Here is a 17234-nt window from a genome sequence, read left to right as displayed (position 1 = left end):
CGGTCCGAGGAGATCAGGCGAGGAATAGACGATAGACCGGGTTTTTCGTCTCTTCCCAGCACGGATAACCGAGCGTTTCGATGAAGCGCTCGAACGCCGCATGGTCGCTCCCGGGCACCTGAATGCCGACCAGAATCGAGCTGTAGTCCGCGCCCTGGTTGCGGTAGTGGAACAGGCTGATGTTCCAGTTCGGCGCCATCGACGACAGGAATCTCATCAGCGCGCCCGGACGCTCGGGAAACTCGAAGCGAAACAGTCGTTCGTCGCGCGCGAGCGGCGAGCGGCCGCCGACCATGTAGCGGATGTGCTGCTTCGACAGTTCGTCGAAGGTCAGGTCGACGGTGGCAAAACCGTGCGCTTCGAAGGCGCCGGCGATCTGCGCCGATTCGCTGCGATTGCGGATCTGCACGCCGACGAAAATATGCGCCGAGTTCGCGTCGGCGATCCGGTAGTTGAACTCGGTGACGCTGCGCGTGCCGACCAGTTCGCAGAAGCGCCTGAAGCTGCCGCGCTCTTCGGGGATCGTCACCGCGAAAACCGCTTCGCGCGCTTCGCCCACTTCCGCGCGTTCGGCGACGAAGCGCATGCGGTCGAAGTTCATGTTCGCGCCCGACGTGATCGCGATCAGCGTCTGGTTCTCGATGCCTTCCCGTTCGGCATACTGCTTGGCGCCGGCCACCGCGAGCGAGCCCGCCGGTTCGAGCACGCTGCGCGTGTCCTGGAACACGTCCTTGATCGCGGCGCACAGCGCATCGGTGTTCACCAGCAGCACTTCGTCGAGATATTCGCGGCACAGACGGAAGGTTTCTTCGCCGACGAGCTTCACCGCGGTGCCGTCGGAGAACAGGCCCACTTCGTTCAGCGTCACGCGCTCGCCCGCCTTCAACGACGCGGCCATCGCGCACGAATCGTCGGTCTGCACGCCGATCACCTTGATCTCGGGGCGCACCGATTTCACGTATGCGGCGACACCGGCCGCGAGACCGCCGCCGCCGATCGGCACGAAGATCGCGTGAATCGGCCCTTGGTGCTGGCTGAGGATTTCCATCGCGACGGTGCCCTGGCCGGCGATCACGTAGGGGTCATCAAACGGATGCACGAAAGTCAGACCGCGCTCTTGCTGCAGCTTGACCGCGTGACCATAGGCGTCGCTATACGACTCACCGAACTGCACGATCTCGACGGTCGGCCCGCCGTGCGTGCGGATCGCGTCGACCTTGAGCTGCGGCGTCGTCACCGGCACGACGATGATCGCCTTCACACCCATGCGGGCCGCCGACAACGCCACGCCCTGCGCATGATTGCCCGCCGACGCGGTGATCACGCCGCGACTGAGCGCCTCGGCCGGAATATGCGCCATCTTGTTGTATGCGCCGCGCAGCTTGAACGAGAACACCGGCTGGTTGTCCTCGCGCTTCAGATAGACCGGGTTGCGCAGCCGCGCCGACAGGTTCGGCGCGCGTTCGAGTTCGGTCTCGCGCGCCACGTCGTAGACGCGCGCGGTCAGGGTCTTTTTCAGGTAGTCGTGGGAAGCCATGCGGGTGGCGCGGTGCGCTGTGTAAATCGGGAAGACGTCAATGATAGCGCCAACGGTGCCCGCTCTGGCCGTTCCGCGCGCTCGGCGCACGGGTGCCGTGCACTTGACCGGGCCGTATCAGAATCGCGCGATCGAAGCTCGCCCAACCGTCCGGCCGGTCAATGGACGGTATGCGAAAACGCCGCCGGATTCATCGCCAAAACCTCCGAACCCCCGCCGCCGCCCGATTCCCACCGTCAACGCGTGGCGGAATGATGCGGTAGAATTTCGTTTTGGAATAAGGATCGGAAGATGCACTGGCAGCCTCGGATCGCCCATTTAATGCCCGTCCCGCGCGAATCCTGCCCCGCGGCGGAACGGCATGTCCGCCACGCGCGATCGTGTAGCTGTCTCTGAGTGCCGCGAAGCGACCGCCGTGAGTTGGCCGCCGGTCGTGCTCGCTCCCTTTGAAGCCCTAGAAGATTTCAAGCATTGCGCCCCACGCGCATTGTCCGCCGACGCCTCGTGACGAGTGCGCCAGGCTGACCTACCGAGTCGTCCAACCATGAACGCACCTCAAGTTTTCGATCCGCACGGCGCCGCCGGCGCGGTGGCCGCCGATCCCGAAGCGCGTCTGCGCGAAATTCCTTACAACTACACGTCGTTCTCCGACCGCGAAATCGTCATCCGGCTGCTCGGCAACGAAGCCTGGGACGCGCTCGCCGAATTGCGCGCCGAACGCCGTACCGGCCGCTCGGCGCGCATGCTGTACGAAGTGCTCGGCGACATCTGGGTCGTGCGCCGCAATCCGTATCTTCAAGATGACCTGCTCGACAATCCGAAGCGCCGCGCGCTGCTGATCGAGGCGCTCAATCACCGTCTCGCCGAAATCGAAAAGCGCCGCCGCGCCGATCTGCGCGAACACGGCGACGAAGCCGGCGTCGATCGCGCCGCGCGCGTCGAAAAGCTGGTGCAGGCCGCGCGCCGCGCGATCGACCAATTCGCCAGCGAATTCCAGCAGACCTACGACCTGCGCCGCCGTTCCACGCGCGTGCTCGGCAAGGTCACGCAGAAAGACAACATCAAGTTCGACGGCCTGTCGCGCGTCTCGCACGTGACCGACGCGACCGACTGGCGCGTCGAATACCCGTTCGTCGTGCTGACGCCGGACTCCGAGGCCGAAATCGCCGGCATGATCAAGGCCTGCTTCGAACTCGGCCTGACCGTGATTCCGCGCGGCGGCGGCACCGGCTACACGGGCGGCGCGGTGCCGCTCACGCCGTTCTCGGCCGTCATCAACACCGAAAAGCTCGAACAGCTCGGCCCGGTTGAAATGACCGAATTGCCGGGCGTCGATCGCAAGGTGGCGACGATTTTCTCGGGCGCGGGCGTCGTCACGCGCCGCGTGACCGAAGCGGCCGAGCAGGCCGGCTTCGTGTTCGCGGTCGACCCGACCTCGCTCGACGCGTCCTGCGTCGGCGGCAACGTCGCGATGAACGCGGGCGGCAAGAAGGCGGTGCTGTGGGGCACGGCGCTCGATAACCTCGCGTGGTGGCGCATGGTCGACCCGGAAGGGAACTGGCTCGAAGTCACGCGTCTCGAGCACAACATGGGCAAGATCCACGACATCGAAGTCGCGCGTTTCGAGCTCAAATGGTTCGACGGCAACTACGCGCCGGGCGAGAAGCTGCTGCGCACCGAAGCGCTGGACATCAGGGGCCGTGTGTTCCGCAAGGAAGGCCTCGGCAAGGACGTCACCGACAAATTCCTCGCCGGTCTGCCGGGCGTGCAGAAGGAAGGCTGCGACGGCCTCATCACGTCCGCGCGCTGGGTGCTGCACAAGATGCCCGCGCATACGCGCACCGTCTGTCTCGAGTTCTTCGGCCAGGCGCGCGAGGCGATTCCGAGCATCGTCGAAATCAAGGACTATCTGTTCGAGACCTCGCGCCAGGGCGGCGCGATTCTTGCCGGCCTCGAGCACCTGGACGAGCGCTATCTGCGCGCGGTCGGCTATGCGACCAAGAGCAAACGCAACGCGTTCCCGAAGATGGTACTGATCGGCGATATCGTCGGTAACGACGCGGACGCGGTCGCGCAGGCCACCTCGGAAGTCGTGCGCATGGCCAACGGCAAGAGCGGCGAAGGCTTTGTCGCCGTCAGCGCCGAGGCCCGCAAGCGCTTCTGGCTCGACCGCAGCCGTACGGCCGCGATCGCAAAGCACACCAACGCGTTCAAGATCAACGAAGACGTCGTGATTCCGCTCGACCGCATGGGCGAATACACGGACGGCATCGAGCGCATCAACATCGAGCTGTCGCTGAAGAACAAGCTGCAACTGGTCGACGCGCTCGAAGCGTTCTTCAAGGGCGGCAAGCTGCCGCTCGGCAAGAGCGACGACGCGAACGAAATTCCGAGCGCCGAGCTGCTCGAGGATCGCGTGCAGCAGGCGCTCGACCTGCTCGCGCGTGTGCGCACGCGCTGGGAATTCGTGCGCGGCAAGCTCGATCTGTCGCTGCGCGAGGCGCAGCACTACCTGGTCGGGCTCGGCTACGAGTCGCTCGCCGAAAAATTCGCTGATCGCGTCGACGCGCAACCTGACGCAACCGTATTCCACCTCGCGCAGGACCGCACGATTCGCGTGTCGTGGAAGCAGGAAATCCGCGCCGAATTGCGGCAGATTTTCAACGGCGGCGAGTTCGAGCCGATTCTCGACGAAGCCCAGGCGATCCACAAGCAGGTGCTGCGCGGCCGTGTGTTCGTCGCGCTGCACATGCACGCTGGCGATGGCAACGTCCACACGAACCTGCCGGTCAACTCCGATAACTACGAGATGCTGCAGGACGCGCACACGGCGGTTGCGCGCATCATGAAGCTCGCGCGTTCGCTCGACGGTGTGATCTCCGGCGAGCACGGCATCGGCATCACGAAGCTCGAATTCCTGACCGACGACGAGATCGGCGAATTCCGCAAGTACAAGCAGCGCGTCGATCCGCATGGCCGCTTCAACGCAGGCAAGCTGCTCGAAGGCGCGGACCTGCGCAACGCGTACACGCCGAGCTTCGGCCTGATGGGCTACGAATCGCTGATCATGCAGCAGTCCGATATCGGCGCGATTTCCGAGTCGATCAAGGACTGTCTGCGCTGCGGCAAGTGCAAGCCCGTCTGCGCGACGCACGTGCCGCGCGCGAACCTGCTGTACAGCCCGCGCAACAAGATTCTCGCCACGTCCTTGCTGGTCGAGGCGTTCCTGTACGAAGAGCAGACGCGCCGCGGCGTGTCGATCAAGCACTGGGACGAGTTCAACGACGTCGCCGATCACTGCACTGTCTGCCACAAGTGCGTGACGCCGTGCCCGGTGAAGATCGACTTCGGCGACGTGACGATGAACATGCGCAACCTGTTGCGCAAGATGGGCAAGAAGAAGTTCAACCCGGGCAACGCCGCGGGCATGTTTTTCCTGAACGCGACTAACCCGCAGACCATCAGCCTCGCGCGCACCGCGATGATGGGCGTCGGCTACAAGGCGCAGCGCCTCGGCAATGAAGTGCTGAAGAAGTTCGCGAAGAAGCAGACCGCGCATCCGCCCGCCACGGTCGGCAAGCCGGTGATCACACAGCAGGTGATCCACTTCATGAACAAGAAGATGCCAGGCAACCTGCCGAAGAAGACCGCGCGCGCCTTGCTCGATATCGAGGACAACAAGATCGTCCCGATCATCCGCAATCCGAAGACGACCACCGCCGACACCGAAGCGGTGTTCTACTTCCCGGGCTGCGGCTCCGAGCGACTGTTCTCGCAGGTTGGTCTCGCGACCCAGGCAATGCTATGGGAGGCGGGCGTGCAGACCGTGCTGCCGCCGGGCTACCTGTGCTGTGGCTATCCGCAGCGAGGCTCGGGCCAGTACGACAAAGCCGAGCAGATCGTCACCGACAACCGCGTGCTGTTCCACCGCGTCGCCAATACGCTGAACTACCTCGACATCAAGACGGTGGTGGTGTCGTGCGGCACGTGCTACGACCAGCTCGCCGGTTACGAATTCGAAAAGATCTTCCCGGGCTGCCGGATCATCGACATTCACGAGTATCTGCTGGAAAAAGGCATCAAGCTCGATGGCGTGAACGGCGTGCGCTACATGTACCACGACCCATGCCATTCGCCGATCAAGACGATGGACCCGGTCAAGCTCGTCAATCAGCTGATGGGTTCGGAGCAGGACGGCTACAAGATCGAGAAGAACGACCGCTGCTGCGGCGAATCGGGCACGCTCGCGGTCACGCGTCCCGACATCTCGACCCAGGTGCGCTTCCGCAAGGAAGAAGAAATCCGCAAGGGCGCGGCGAAGCTGCGCGGCATCCCTCTCGTCGCCGAAGCGGGCGCGAACGCGATCAATCCGGCCAATGCATCGGCCGGCGCCGCGGGCGCGCCGAACGGTTCGGTGCTGAAGGCCGGCGACGGTCCGCAGCCCAATCACGGAAACGCGGGTTCGACCGACGTCAAGATCCTTACGAGCTGCCCGTCGTGCCTGCAAGGGCTGTCGCGCTACAACGAAGACGCGGGTACCGAGGCGGACTACATCGTGGTCGAGATGGCACGTCACGTGCTTGGCGAAAACTGGATGGCGGACTACGTTCAACGGGCGAACAATGGCGGAATCGAGCGCGTGCTGGTTTAATGGCACGACCAACGATTTTTGCCGAGGACGACGATGGACTGCGTTTTTTGCCGTGAAGACGGCGGCGATGTGCTGTGGCAGGGCGACGCGCTGCGAGTCGTCCTCGCCGACGAACACGACTACCCGGGGTTTTGCCGGGTCATCTGGAACGCTCACGTTGCCGAGTTTTCGGATCTTTCTGCCGACGAGCGCGATCACGTGATGAAGGCCGTGTACGCGGTCGAGCGTGCGCAGCGACGCGTGATGCAGCCCGCGAAGGTCAATCTCGCGAGTCTCGGCAACCAGGTGCCGCACGTGCACTGGCACGTGATTCCGCGTTTCTCGAACGACGCGCATTTCCCCCTGCCGATCTGGGCGCCGCGCCAGCGCACGGTGTCCGAAGCGATGTTGTCGTCGCGCCGCGCGCAAGCCACGCTGCTGCGCGAAGCCGTGCGGCAGGAAATCGAACAGGCGCTGGGCTGAGCGTCGCTGAATCCGTCGCCGCGCATCGCCGGACTGCCGTCGGCGTGCGAGGCGGCCGATCCGACGTTATCACCCGCCGTTTATCTGATGAGGCCAACATGAGCGGATTGACTCCCGAGACGCCGGTGCCGACAGGCGTGATCTTGCATTCGAAGTCGCGCGTGCTCGAACTGCAGTACGCGAACGGCGAAGCGTATCGGCTACCGTTCGAACTGCTGCGCGTATATTCGCCGTCGGCGGAAGTGATGGGCCACGGGCCCGGCCAGGAAACGCTGCAGACCGGCAAGCGCGACGTGACGATCACGATGATCGAAGGCGTCGGCAACTACGCGCTGCAGCCGACCTTCTCCGATGGACACGCCACCGGCATCTATTCGTGGGACCTGCTGTACGACATGGCCGTGCGTCAGGATGAACTCTGGCGCGCGTATCTCGCCAAGCTGGCAGCGGCCGGCATCGACCGCGACACGCCGATGGTGCCCGCCGCCGCTGCGCACGGGCACTGTCACTGATACGATTCGCCCCCGAACGCCGCTCGAGCGGCGCAACATTCAAGAACACGCGAAAGGACGAGCGCGATGAGCAAAACCCACTTCGGCTTTCAATCGGTCGACGAACAGGACAAGGCGCAGAAGGTGGCGGGGGTGTTCCACTCGGTGGCCGCCAACTACGACCTGATGAACGACCTGATGTCGGGCGGATTGCACCGGGCGTGGAAGGTGTTCACGATCGCCCAGGCGAACGTGCGGCCGGGCTACAAGGTGCTCGACATCGCGGGCGGCACGGGCGACCTGTCGAAAGCATTCGCGAAACAGGCGGGCGAAACGGGCCAGGTCTGGCATACCGACATCAATGAATCGATGCTGCGCGTGGGCCGCGACCGGCTGATCGACAAGGGCATCATCACGCCGGCGCTGCTGTGCGATGCCGAGAAAATCCCGTTTCCGGACAACTACTTCGACGTCGTGACGGTCGCGTTCGGCTTGCGCAACATGACCCATAAGGACATCGCGCTCGCCGAGATGCGTCGTGTGCTGAAACCGGCCGGGCGGCTGCTCGTGCTCGAGTTCTCGAAGATATGGGATCCGCTGAAGAAGGTCTACGATCTGTATTCGTTCAAGGTGTTGCCGTGGCTCGGCGAGCGCTTCGCCAAGGACGCGGAAAGCTACCAGTACCTGGCGGAATCGATCCGCATGCATCCGGACCAGGAAACTTTGAAAACTATGATGGAACAAGCTGGTCTCGACGGCGTCAAATATTACAATTTGTCAGCTGGCGTGGTAGCTTTGCATGTGGGGACCAAATACTAGAGTCCCTAACCCATCGATTTTTAAAGGAAAGTGCGAAATGTCCGATTTGAATTTGTTATCTACTCGTAAGGTTAAGGGGTCGCTGGCGAGAAGAATCGGACTGATCGCGATGGTCGGTCTGCTGATGGCCGGCACTCTTGCCTCTCTCGACGCCGAAGCACGCCGCATGGGCGGAGGCCGCAGCTTCGGCCGTCAATCGAATAGTCTGCAGCAGCAGCGCCAGACGCCGCCGCCGTCCCAGCCGGCGCAGAACAATCAGGCCACGCAGCAGAGCGCGCAGGCGGCGCCTGCGACTAAGCCCACGCCGCCCGCCGCGCCGAACCGCAATCGCTGGCTCGGGCCCATCGCCGGTCTCGCGGCCGGTCTCGGCATCGCCGCATTGCTGTCGCATTTCGGGCTCGGCGAGGCGTTCGCCGGCATGTTCGCGAACGTGATCGTGATCGCGTTGATCGCGATTGTGGTGATCTGGCTCATCCGCCGCTTCACCGGCCGTAAGCGCGATGCGGCGCAGCCTGCCTACGCGGGCACGGCGCCGTCGCTGAACACGAAAGGCACCGACTATATTCAGGAGCCGCGTTACACGGCGCCGCCCACCGGCTCGTATCTCGAACCGCAGGGCAATCCGTTGACCACGCCATCGCTCGGCGCGACGCCGTCGGTGCCGGCCGGCTTCGATTCGGAAGCGTTTCTGCGTAACGCGAGGGTGTACTTCGTGCGCCTGCAGGCCGCGTGGGACGTCGGCAACGTCGAGGACATCCGCGAATTCACGACGCCGGAAATGTTCGCCGAAGTGCGCGTCGATCTCGCGTCGCGCGGCACGCAGCCGAACCAGACCGACGTCGTGCAGTTGAACGCCGAGCTGCTCGGCGTCGAGGAGCGCGCGAACGAATACTTCGCGAGCGTGCGCTTCTCCGGTTTGATCCGCGAGGAACCGGGCGCGGCGGCCGAGCCGTTCGTCGAAGTCTGGAATCTGACGAAGGCGAACCGCACTGGCGAAGGCTGGCTGCTTGCCGGCATCCAGCAGGTCGAGCAACACTGACATGCCGAAGCATCGAGTCGCGTTTGCCTCGAAAAGAGCCGGCCACGGCATAGCGATTCCTGACTTCGCGCATGGCTTAGGCCGTTCGGCATAGCAGGCCGCGAAGCGAACGGACGTTACAATGGGAGCCCGCGCAAGCACCTCGCTCGCGCGGGTTTTTTCTTGCCACCTTCGATGACCCTCGCCGCCAAGCCCTTCGCTGCTGCTGTCAATCATCTGCTCGTCCGCGAATCGTGGGCCCGCGAGCGCCTCGCCCCGTACGCGGGCAAGACCGCTCGCCTGTCATGTCCGCCGGTTGTGCTCGCGCTGCTCGTGCAGCCCGACGGCTATCTCGGTTCGCTCGACGAAGCCGATGCGCATCAGTTCGACGTAACGATCTCGGTGCCGTCCGACGCACTGCCGGCCTTCCTGCAAGGTGGCCAGGCCGCGGTGATGAAGCACGTGAAGATCGAGGGCGACGCCGAGTTCGCGACCGTGATTGCGAAGCTCGCCGAGCATCTGCGCTGGGAGCCGGAGGAAGATCTCGCGAAGCTGATCGGTGATGGACCCGCGTGGCGCATCACGTCGCTAGTCCGCTCAGTCGGCGAGCATGTGCAGCGCACCGGTCGCAATCTGCTCGACACCGCCGCCGAGTACCTGCTCGACGAAAATCCGCAGCTGGTGCGCCGCACCGCGCTCGCTGACTTCAACGTCGAGCTGGCGCGCGCGCGCGATTCGCTCGCACGCGTCGAAAAGCGCATCGAGCGCATCGAACAGAAGGTCGAAGCCCGCGGCGCGCAAACGCCGGGCGGCGCCGCCACGTCGCGCGGCACGCGCTAGTCACCGGGCCCAGCCATGCGTTTTCTGCGTTTTCTCAAGATATTTTTCACGGTCATCCGCTTCGGCCTCGACGAAATGATGTTGAGCCGCATCAACGACCGGCGCGTGCGTCTGCTGCTGCGCATCACGACGCTTGGCCGCAAGTTCGATGCGCCGCCGGGCGTGCGTCTGCGGCTCGCGCTCGAAAGCCTCGGGCCGATCTTCGTGAAGTTCGGCCAGGTGCTGTCGACCCGTCGCGATCTGCTGCCGGTCGATATCGCCAACGAACTTGCCAAGCTGCAAGACCAGGTGCCGCCGTTCGATTCGGCGGTCGCGATCGCGCTCGTCGAAAAGTCGCTCGGCGCGCCGGTCGACGTACTGTTCGACGATTTCGAGCGGGTGCCGGTCGCGAGCGCGTCGATCGCGCAGGTCCACTTCGCGAAGGTGAAGGCTGGCCAGCATGCGGGCAAGGCGGTCGCGGTGAAGGTGCTGCGCCCGAACATGCTGCCGGTGATCGATTCCGACCTCGCGCTGTTGCGCGACATCGCCGTGTGGGCCGAGCGTCTGTGGGCCGACGGCAAACGCCTGAAGCCGCGCGAGGTGGTCGCCGAATTCGACAAATACCTGCACGACGAGCTCGACCTGATGCGCGAGGCCGCCAACGGCAGCCAGTTGCGGCGCAACTTCCAGGGGCTCGACCTGCTGCTCGTGCCCGAGATGTACTGGGAGTTCTGCACGCCCACGGTGCTGGTGATGGAGCGCATGGTCGGCGTGCCGATCAGCCAGGTCGATACGTTGCGCGCGGCGGGCGTCGACATTCCGAAGCTCGCGCGCGAGGGCGTCGAAATTTTCTTCACGCAGGTGTTCCGCGACGGCTTTTTCCACGCCGACATGCACCCCGGCAACATTCAGGTGAGCCTCGATCCCGCGCACTTCGGCCGCTATATCGCGCTCGACTTCGGCATCATCGGCGCGCTGTCGGACTTCGACAAAAACTACCTCGCGCAGAACTTCCTCGCGTTCTTCAAGCGCGACTACCATCGCGTCGCGACGTTGCATCTGGAGTCGGGCTGGGTGCCGCCGACCACCCGTGTCGAGGAGCTCGAAAGCGCGATCCGCGCGGTCTGCGAACCGTATTTCGATCGCGCGCTGAAGGACATTTCTCTCGGCCAGGTGCTGCTGCGTCTGTTCTCGACGTCGCGGCGCTTTAATGTCGAGATCCAGCCGCAGCTCGTGTTGCTGCAAAAGACGATGCTGAACGTGGAAGGCCTCGGCCGTTCGCTCGATCCCGAACTGGATCTGTGGAAGACCGCGAAGCCCTATCTCGAGCGCTGGATGAACGAGCAGATCGGCTTGCGTGGCTGGTACGAGCGTCTGAAGATCGAGGCGCCGCAGTGGAGCAAGACGCTGCCGCAGTTGCCGCGCCTCGTTCATAACATGCTGGCCGAGCGCCATCATCCGGTGGGCGGCGCGAACGACGACGTGATCCGCCAGATCCTGCTCGAGCAAAAGCGCACCAACCGTCTGCTGCAAGGCCTGCTGCTGTTCGGCGTGGCGGTCGGCGTCGGCGCGATGCTGGCGCGTGCGTTCCTGGTACTGGCTTATGGAGGATAGATTCCGATGAGCGATCCGATCCAACCCTCCGCGCCCGATTTCGCGACCCGCGATCCCAACTCGCCCGAATTCTGGGACGAACGCTTCGAGCGTCATTTCACGCCGTGGGATCAGGCGGGCGTGCCGTCCGCGTTTCGCGCGTTCGCCGAACGGCACCGCGACATTGCCGTGCTGATTCCAGGCTGCGGCAGCGCGCACGAAGCGGTATGGCTCGCGCGCCGGGGCAGCCCGGTACGCGCGATCGACTTCTCGGCAGCCGCCGTGGCGGCGGCACGCGAGCAGCTAGGCGCGCATGCATCGCTGGTCGAACAGGCGGATTTCTTCACCTATGCGCCACCGTTCGCACCGGCATGGATCTATGAGCGCGCATTCTTCTGCGCGCTGCCGCCGGAGCGCCGCGCCGACTATGCGCAGCGCATGGGCGAATTGCTGCCGGCCGGCGGGTTGCTGGCGGGCATCTTTTTCATCGGCGCGACGCCGAAAGGGCCGCCGTTCGGCATCGAACGCGGCGAGCTCGATGCGCTGCTCACGCCATACTTCGAGCTGGTCGAAGACGAAGCGGTCGACGACTCGATCGCCGTATTCGCCGGACGCGAGCGCTGGCTCGCCTGGCGGCGTCGCGGCTAACGCCACGCGCGCCGCTCTTGAGAGGTCCGGGGGGCGTCCCCATCTGGCGCGGTGGCGGGCGCGTAGTGCGTCCGCTTCCCGAAATCCGGGGAACGGACATCGTTTGCGGCTATAATTCAAGGCTTTGCAAGCGTTTACAAGATTTCAGCAGGCATTTGGAGTAAGAAAGGATCATGCCGATCTACGCTTATCGTTGCGGGTCATGCGGTTTCGGGAAGGACGTGCTCCAGAAGATGAGCGACCCCCAGTTGACGCAGTGTCCCGAGTGCGGAAAAGACACCTTTAGCAAACAACTCACGGCCGCCGGCTTCCAGTTGAAAGGCGCCGGCTGGTACGTGACCGATTTCCGCGGCAGCACGAGCGCACCGGCGGCGTCGGAAGCGAAGTCCGAGCCGGCCGCAGCCGCTGCCCCGGCTGCATCGGCTGCCGCGCCCGCGGCCCCCGCCGCAGCGCCCGCCGCCACGAGCCCGAGCGGTTCCGGCAGCGCCTAGTGGGACTGCCGCCCCGCGCGGGCGGCGTATCTACCGCGCATGGGCTTCGGCCCGCGCAGCTTTCTGGCGGTACACATGACGACGAAGAAATTCACACTCAAATCGGTGTTTCTGACCGGCCTGCTGGTGCTGGTGCCCCTGGCCATCACACTGTGGGTGCTCGGTCTGATCATCGGCACGATGGACCAGACGCTGTTGCTGCTGCCTACCTCGTGGCAACCGGAACGCACGATCGGCTATCGCTTGCCGGGCCTCGGCGCGGTGCTCACGCTCGCGTTCATCTTCGTCGTCGGGCTGTTGACGCAGAACTTCATTGGGCAGAAGCTCGTGAAGTGGTGGGAACTGCTGGTCGCGCACATTCCGGTGGTCGGCCCGCTCTACACCAGCGTGAAGCAGGTGTCCGACACGCTGCTGTCGAGCAGTGGCAATGCATTCCGCAAGGCGCTGCTGATCGAGTACCCGCGCCGCGGGTCCTATACGATCGCGTTTCTGACCGGCATCCCGGGCGGCGACGTGGCCAACCATCTGAAGGAAGATTACGTCAGCGTATACGTGCCGACCACGCCGAACCCGACGTCCGGCTTCTTCCTGATGGTGCCGAAAAGCGAAGTGATCGAGCTCGACATGACGGTCGACGCTGCGCTCAAGTACATTGTCTCGATGGGCGTCGTGGCGCCGTCCGCGCCGCCGCCGGCGCCGGTGCGCCGCGCCACCGTCGAGCCTCCGCTTTAATGCCGGCGCGCAACGCTACATGCAGGATCGTCCGCGGCGCGCCGTTCAACCAATGCAAAACGAAAGACAAACATCATGTCGATGAGATCTGAATACTGCGGTCTGGTGACCGAAGAACTGCTGGGCCAATCCGTCTCGCTGTGCGGCTGGGTAAGCCGCCGCCGCGACCATGGCGGCGTCATCTTCATCGACTTGCGCGATCGCGAAGGGCTCGTTCAGGTCGTCTGCGACCCGGATCGCGCGGACATGTTCAAGGTCGCCGAAGGCGTGCGCAACGAGTTCTGCGTGCAGGTCAAGGGTGTCGTGCGTGGCCGTCCGGAAGGCACGACCAATGCCTCGCTGAAGAGCGGCAAGATCGAAGTGCTGTGCCACGAGCTGATCGTGCTGAACGCGTCGGTCACGCCGCCGTTCCAGCTCGACGATGACAACCTGTCGGAAACCACGCGCCTCACGCATCGTGTGCTCGACCTGCGCCGTCCGCAGATGCAGCACAACCTGCGTCTGCGCTACCGTGTCGCGATCGAAGTGCGCAAGTACCTCGACGAGCAGGGCTTCATCGACATCGAAACGCCGATGCTGACGAAGAGCACGCCGGAAGGCGCGCGCGACTACCTCGTGCCGTCGCGCACGAACCCGGGCCAGTTCTTCGCGCTGCCGCAGTCGCCGCAGCTGTTCAAGCAGTTGCTGATGGTCGCGAACTTCGACCGTTACTATCAGATCACCAAGTGCTTCCGCGACGAAGACCTGCGCGCCGACCGTCAGCCGGAATTCACGCAGATCGACTGCGAGACCTCGTTCCTGTCGGAACAGGAAATCCGCGATCTGTTCGAGGCGATGATCCGTCACGTGTTCAAGACGACGATCGGTGTCGGGCTCGACGAGAAATTCCCGGTCATGGAATACGCGGAAGCGATGCGCCGTTTCGGTTCGGACAAGCCGGACCTGCGCGTGAAGCTCGAATTCACCGAGCTGACCGACGCGATGCGCGACGTCGACTTCAAGGTGTTCAGCACCCCGGCCAACACGAAGGACGGGCGCGTCGCGGCACTGCGCGTGCCGAAGGGTGGCGAGCTGTCGCGTGGCGACATCGACAGCTATACGGAATTCGTGCGCATCTACGGCGCGAAGGGCCTCGCATGGATCAAGGTCAATGAAGCGGCGAAGGGCCGCGACGGTCTGCAAAGCCCGATCGTGAAGAACCTGCACGACGAAGCGCTGAAGGCGATCATCGAGCGCACTGGCGCACAAGACGGCGACATCATTTTCTTCGCGGCGGATCGCGCGAAGGTCGTCAATGACAGCCTCGGCGCGCTGCGTCTGAAGATCGGTCATTCCGAATTCGGCAAGGCCAACGGTCTCGTCGAGTCCGGCTGGAAGCCGCTGTGGGTCGTCGACTTTCCGATGTTCGAATACGACGAGGAAGACAACCGCTACGTCGCCGCGCATCACCCGTTCACGAGCCCGAAGGACGAGCACCTCGAGTACCTCGAAACGGACCCCGCGCGCTGCCTCGCGAAGGCCTACGACATGGTGCTGAACGGCTGGGAAATCGGCGGCGGCTCGGTGCGTATCTACCGTGAGGAAGTGCAGAGCAAGGTGTTCCGTGCGCTGAAGATCAACGCGGAAGAAGCGCAGGCGAAGTTCGGCTTCCTGCTCGACGCGCTGCAATACGGCGCGCCGCCGCACGGCGGTATCGCGTTCGGGCTGGACCGCATCGTCACGATGATGGCCGGCGCCGACTCGATCCGCGACGTGATCGCGTTCCCGAAGACGCAACGCGCGCAGGATCTGCTCACGCAGGCGCCGAGCGAAGTCGACGAGCGTCAGCTGCGCGAGCTGCACATCCGTCTGCGTACGCCGGAACCGAAGGCGTAAAACCGCGGCCGCCGCGCGCGGCCAGCCAGCGGTTCTGCGTGTACCGGCCAGCGGGCCGGCGGCCGCAAAAAAACCACACGAGCGAAACGAAAAGGCGCTGAGGTGATCTCCACCTCAGCGCCTTTTTCATTTTTTGCGTTACAGTGAAGCCACTGCTTTCCAGACCCTTTCGACCGTCATCCGACATGTACCGCGCGTCTCGCCGCGCCCAGTTTGAGCCATGCCGAAACCGCCGAAAATTCCGCAGTCCGTCCTCGTCATCATTCATACGCCTGCGCTCGACGTGCTGCTGCTCGAGCGCGCCGATCATGCGGCGTTCTGGCAGTCTGTGACGGGTTCGAAAGACCGGCTCGACGAACCGCTCGCCGACACCGCGGTGCGCGAAGTTGGCGAGGAGACCGGCATCATGATCGGCGGCGCACTAGTGCCGCGCAGCGGGTTGTTCGACTGGCAGTACTCGATCGACTACGAGATCTACCCGGAATTTCGTTACCGCTACGAAGCGGGCGTGCTCTACAACACCGAGCACTGGTTCAGCCTGCAGGTCCCCGAGTGCATCGACGTGACGCTCGCGCCGCGCGAACACACCGCGTATATGTGGCTGCCATATGAAGAGGCCGCATCGCGCTGCTTTTCGTCGTCGAATGCCGATGCGATCCTGCAGTTGCCGCGGCGGCTCGCCGCGCGCCTGGTCGACCCGCAATCCGGCCCGCTGGCCGGGGAGCGTGGCCAGTGAGCGCAGGCGGCTCGGGCCGTTTCGCGCGTCTGCGCCACACGTTGCTCGGCCGTCGTTACTGGCAGCGCTACCGCTTCACCAGTAACAACGAAGTCGAGCTGCTGCGCTCCGGCGACGATTTCTTCGATGCGCTGATCGAGCGCATCGACGCGGCCGAGCACAACGTCGCGCTCGAAACCTACATCTTCTGCGACGACGAAGCCGGCCACGCGGTCAGCGAGGCGCTGCTTCGCGCTGCCGCGCGCGGCGTCAGAGTGCGCGTGATCACCGATGGCGTCGGCACCGCGCGCCTGAAGATGTTCGAGCAATGGCCGGCTGGCGGCATCGAGCATCGCATCTACAACCCGCATCTGTTCGGCCGCTTCGGCTTTTCGCGCACGCACCGCAAGCTCGCGGTGATCGACGATCAGATCGCGTATTGCGGCGGCATCAATATCGTCGACGATTACGAGAACAACGGCGAGAAGCTGCCGTACCGGCGCTGGGACTTCGCGGTCGAGCTGCGCGGGCCGGTGGTCGCCGACGTGCGCGATGCGATCGAGGTGCAGTGGCGGCGGATTCGCGTCGGTCATCGGCCGCTCGATTCGATGAAGCCCGACTTGTCGCCGCAGGGCGCCAACTCGCTTGGCAGTCTGCGCAGACGCCGGCGACGCCGCAACGAGCAACTGTGGGCCGGCGGTGAGCCGTGCGTCGCATTCGTCGCGCGCGATAACCTGATCAACCGCCGCGCGATCGAAAAAGCTTATCTGGCCGCGATCGGCCAGGCGCGCCATGAAATCCTGCTCGCGAATCCGTACTTCATGCCGGGGCGCAAACTGCGTCGCGCGCTGGTGTTCGCGGCGCGGCGCGGCGTGGTCGTGAAGCTGATCATCGGGCGCAAGGAGTTCAAGGCGCTCGATTACGCCGTGCCGTTCCTGTACCACGCGCTGCTGCGCGCAGGCGTGCAGATCGCCGAATACGAGAAGACGCTGCTGCACGGCAAGGTCGCGGTGGTCGATTCGAACTGGGGCACGGTCGGTTCGTCGAATCTCGATGCGCTCAGCCTGATGCTGAACAACGAAGCGAACGTCGTGCTCGTGAACGATCCGTCGATCCCCAAACTGCGCGACGCGATTCTCGACGCGTTCACGGACGCGCGCCCAATCGATGAAGCGCACTACGAATCGCGACCGGCGCGCGTGCGCGCGCTGAGCTGGATCGCGTACACGAGCTACCGCATCGCGATGAAGCTGCTGACGGTGGGCGGCTACGACTAATGCCGCTCGCACGAGAGCCCGCGTTTGCCGCATCATGTCGGCCATCAATCGGCGCCAGCGAACCGGGCAAAGAAATAGAACACGCGCGCGCCAATCGGCAACCATC

The 17234-nt window shown here is 64.3% G+C and carries 14 protein-coding genes; 13 read left to right on the top strand and 1 reads right to left on the bottom strand.

Features of this window, described 5'->3' with window-relative positions:
- Window positions 1-13 precede the first annotated feature (13 nt).
- Window positions 14-1564 carry a threonine ammonia-lyase, biosynthetic gene (ilvA, locus tag HDG39_RS00700; RefSeq protein ID WP_409259146.1) on the bottom strand — a complete coding sequence of 517 codons (1551 nt, stop codon included), beginning with the start codon at window positions 1562-1564 and terminating at the stop codon, window positions 14-16.
- 517 nt (window positions 1565-2081) lie between these two features.
- Between ilvA and HDG39_RS00695 the strand changes: the two genes are divergently transcribed.
- The 13 genes from HDG39_RS00695 to clsB all read left to right on the top strand — a co-directional run bounded on the left by HDG39_RS00695 (window position 2082) and on the right by clsB (window position 17128).
- Window positions 2082-6188, top strand: a complete 4107-nt coding sequence (locus HDG39_RS00695) for a DUF3683 domain-containing protein (RefSeq protein WP_184002444.1) — start codon at window positions 2082-2084, stop codon at window positions 6186-6188.
- Window positions 6189-6221: 33 nt separating this feature from the next.
- The gene (locus HDG39_RS00690) at window positions 6222-6650 is read left to right on the top strand and encodes an HIT family protein (protein ID WP_018419392.1); all 429 of its coding nucleotides are present in this window, start codon (window positions 6222-6224) and stop codon (window positions 6648-6650) included.
- A gap of 98 nt (window positions 6651-6748) precedes the next feature.
- Entirely contained in the window at window positions 6749-7162 is a 414-nt protein-coding gene (locus HDG39_RS00685) for a gamma-butyrobetaine hydroxylase family protein (RefSeq protein ID WP_018419393.1), read from the top strand.
- A gap of 66 nt (window positions 7163-7228) precedes the next feature.
- Window positions 7229-7960: a bifunctional demethylmenaquinone methyltransferase/2-methoxy-6-polyprenyl-1,4-benzoquinol methylase UbiE gene (ubiE, locus tag HDG39_RS00680; protein WP_184002442.1), complete on the top strand. Its 732-nt coding sequence runs from the start codon at window positions 7229-7231 to the stop codon at window positions 7958-7960.
- 37 nt (window positions 7961-7997) lie between these two features.
- Window positions 7998-8999 carry a Tim44 domain-containing protein gene (locus HDG39_RS00675; protein ID WP_184002440.1) on the top strand — a complete coding sequence of 334 codons (1002 nt, stop codon included), beginning with the start codon at window positions 7998-8000 and terminating at the stop codon, window positions 8997-8999.
- Window positions 9000-9173: 174 nt separating this feature from the next.
- Complete coding sequence (locus tag HDG39_RS00670) at window positions 9174-9818, top strand: ubiquinone biosynthesis accessory factor UbiJ (protein ID WP_184002438.1); 645 nt, start codon at window positions 9174-9176, stop codon at window positions 9816-9818.
- Between the two features lie 15 nt (window positions 9819-9833).
- Entirely contained in the window at window positions 9834-11411 is a 1578-nt protein-coding gene (ubiB, locus tag HDG39_RS00665; RefSeq protein ID WP_184002436.1) for a ubiquinone biosynthesis regulatory protein kinase UbiB, read from the top strand.
- 6 nt (window positions 11412-11417) lie between these two features.
- A complete protein-coding gene (locus HDG39_RS00660) occupies window positions 11418-12038 on the top strand; it encodes a methyltransferase domain-containing protein (RefSeq protein ID WP_184002434.1) in 621 nt (206 codons plus the stop codon).
- A gap of 173 nt (window positions 12039-12211) precedes the next feature.
- Window positions 12212-12529: an FmdB family zinc ribbon protein gene (locus HDG39_RS00655; RefSeq protein WP_184002432.1), complete on the top strand. Its 318-nt coding sequence runs from the start codon at window positions 12212-12214 to the stop codon at window positions 12527-12529.
- A 75-nt stretch (window positions 12530-12604) separates the two neighbouring features.
- Window positions 12605-13261: a DUF502 domain-containing protein gene (locus HDG39_RS00650; protein ID WP_026225597.1), complete on the top strand. Its 657-nt coding sequence runs from the start codon at window positions 12605-12607 to the stop codon at window positions 13259-13261.
- Window positions 13262-13336: 75 nt separating this feature from the next.
- On the top strand, window positions 13337-15136 hold the full coding sequence (gene aspS / locus HDG39_RS00645) for an aspartate--tRNA ligase (protein WP_184002430.1): 1800 nt from the start codon (window positions 13337-13339) through the stop codon (window positions 15134-15136).
- A 220-nt stretch (window positions 15137-15356) separates the two neighbouring features.
- A complete protein-coding gene (nudB, locus tag HDG39_RS00640) occupies window positions 15357-15872 on the top strand; it encodes a dihydroneopterin triphosphate diphosphatase (protein ID WP_018419402.1) in 516 nt (171 codons plus the stop codon).
- The gene (gene clsB / locus HDG39_RS00635; protein ID WP_184002428.1) at window positions 15869-17128 is read left to right on the top strand and encodes a cardiolipin synthase ClsB; all 1260 of its coding nucleotides are present in this window, start codon (window positions 15869-15871) and stop codon (window positions 17126-17128) included. The genes nudB and clsB overlap by 4 nt, the downstream gene beginning before the upstream one ends.
- Window positions 17129-17234 lie beyond the last annotated feature (106 nt).

It is taken from the genome of Paraburkholderia lebeckiae, from assembly GCF_014201005.1.
Classification (GTDB): Bacteria; Pseudomonadota; Gammaproteobacteria; order Burkholderiales; family Burkholderiaceae; genus Paraburkholderia; species Paraburkholderia tuberum.
This window is presented reverse-complemented; position numbering and strand designations above follow the sequence as displayed.

What these genes read in the sequence shown, in the direction of transcription:
- HDG39_RS00675 (WP_184002440.1), top strand. Translation starts at nt 7,998, where the DNA reads ATGTCCGATTTGAATTTGTTATCTACTCGTAAGGTTAAGGGGTCGCTG.
- ubiB (WP_184002436.1), top strand. Translation starts at nt 9,834, where the DNA reads ATGCGTTTTCTGCGTTTTCTCAAGATATTTTTCACGGTCATCCGCTTC.
- HDG39_RS00670 (WP_184002438.1), top strand. Translation starts at nt 9,174, where the DNA reads ATGACCCTCGCCGCCAAGCCCTTCGCTGCTGCTGTCAATCATCTGCTC.
- aspS (WP_184002430.1), top strand. Translation starts at nt 13,337, where the DNA reads ATGTCGATGAGATCTGAATACTGCGGTCTGGTGACCGAAGAACTGCTG.
- HDG39_RS00650 (WP_026225597.1), top strand. Translation starts at nt 12,605, where the DNA reads ATGACGACGAAGAAATTCACACTCAAATCGGTGTTTCTGACCGGCCTG.
- ubiE (WP_184002442.1), top strand. Translation starts at nt 7,229, where the DNA reads ATGAGCAAAACCCACTTCGGCTTTCAATCGGTCGACGAACAGGACAAG.
- HDG39_RS00690 (WP_018419392.1), top strand. Translation starts at nt 6,222, where the DNA reads ATGGACTGCGTTTTTTGCCGTGAAGACGGCGGCGATGTGCTGTGGCAG.
- nudB (WP_018419402.1), top strand. Translation starts at nt 15,357, where the DNA reads ATGCCGAAACCGCCGAAAATTCCGCAGTCCGTCCTCGTCATCATTCAT.
- HDG39_RS00655 (WP_184002432.1), top strand. Translation starts at nt 12,212, where the DNA reads ATGCCGATCTACGCTTATCGTTGCGGGTCATGCGGTTTCGGGAAGGAC.
- HDG39_RS00695 (WP_184002444.1), top strand. Translation starts at nt 2,082, where the DNA reads ATGAACGCACCTCAAGTTTTCGATCCGCACGGCGCCGCCGGCGCGGTG.
- HDG39_RS00660 (WP_184002434.1), top strand. Translation starts at nt 11,418, where the DNA reads ATGAGCGATCCGATCCAACCCTCCGCGCCCGATTTCGCGACCCGCGAT.
- HDG39_RS00685 (WP_018419393.1), top strand. Translation starts at nt 6,749, where the DNA reads ATGAGCGGATTGACTCCCGAGACGCCGGTGCCGACAGGCGTGATCTTG.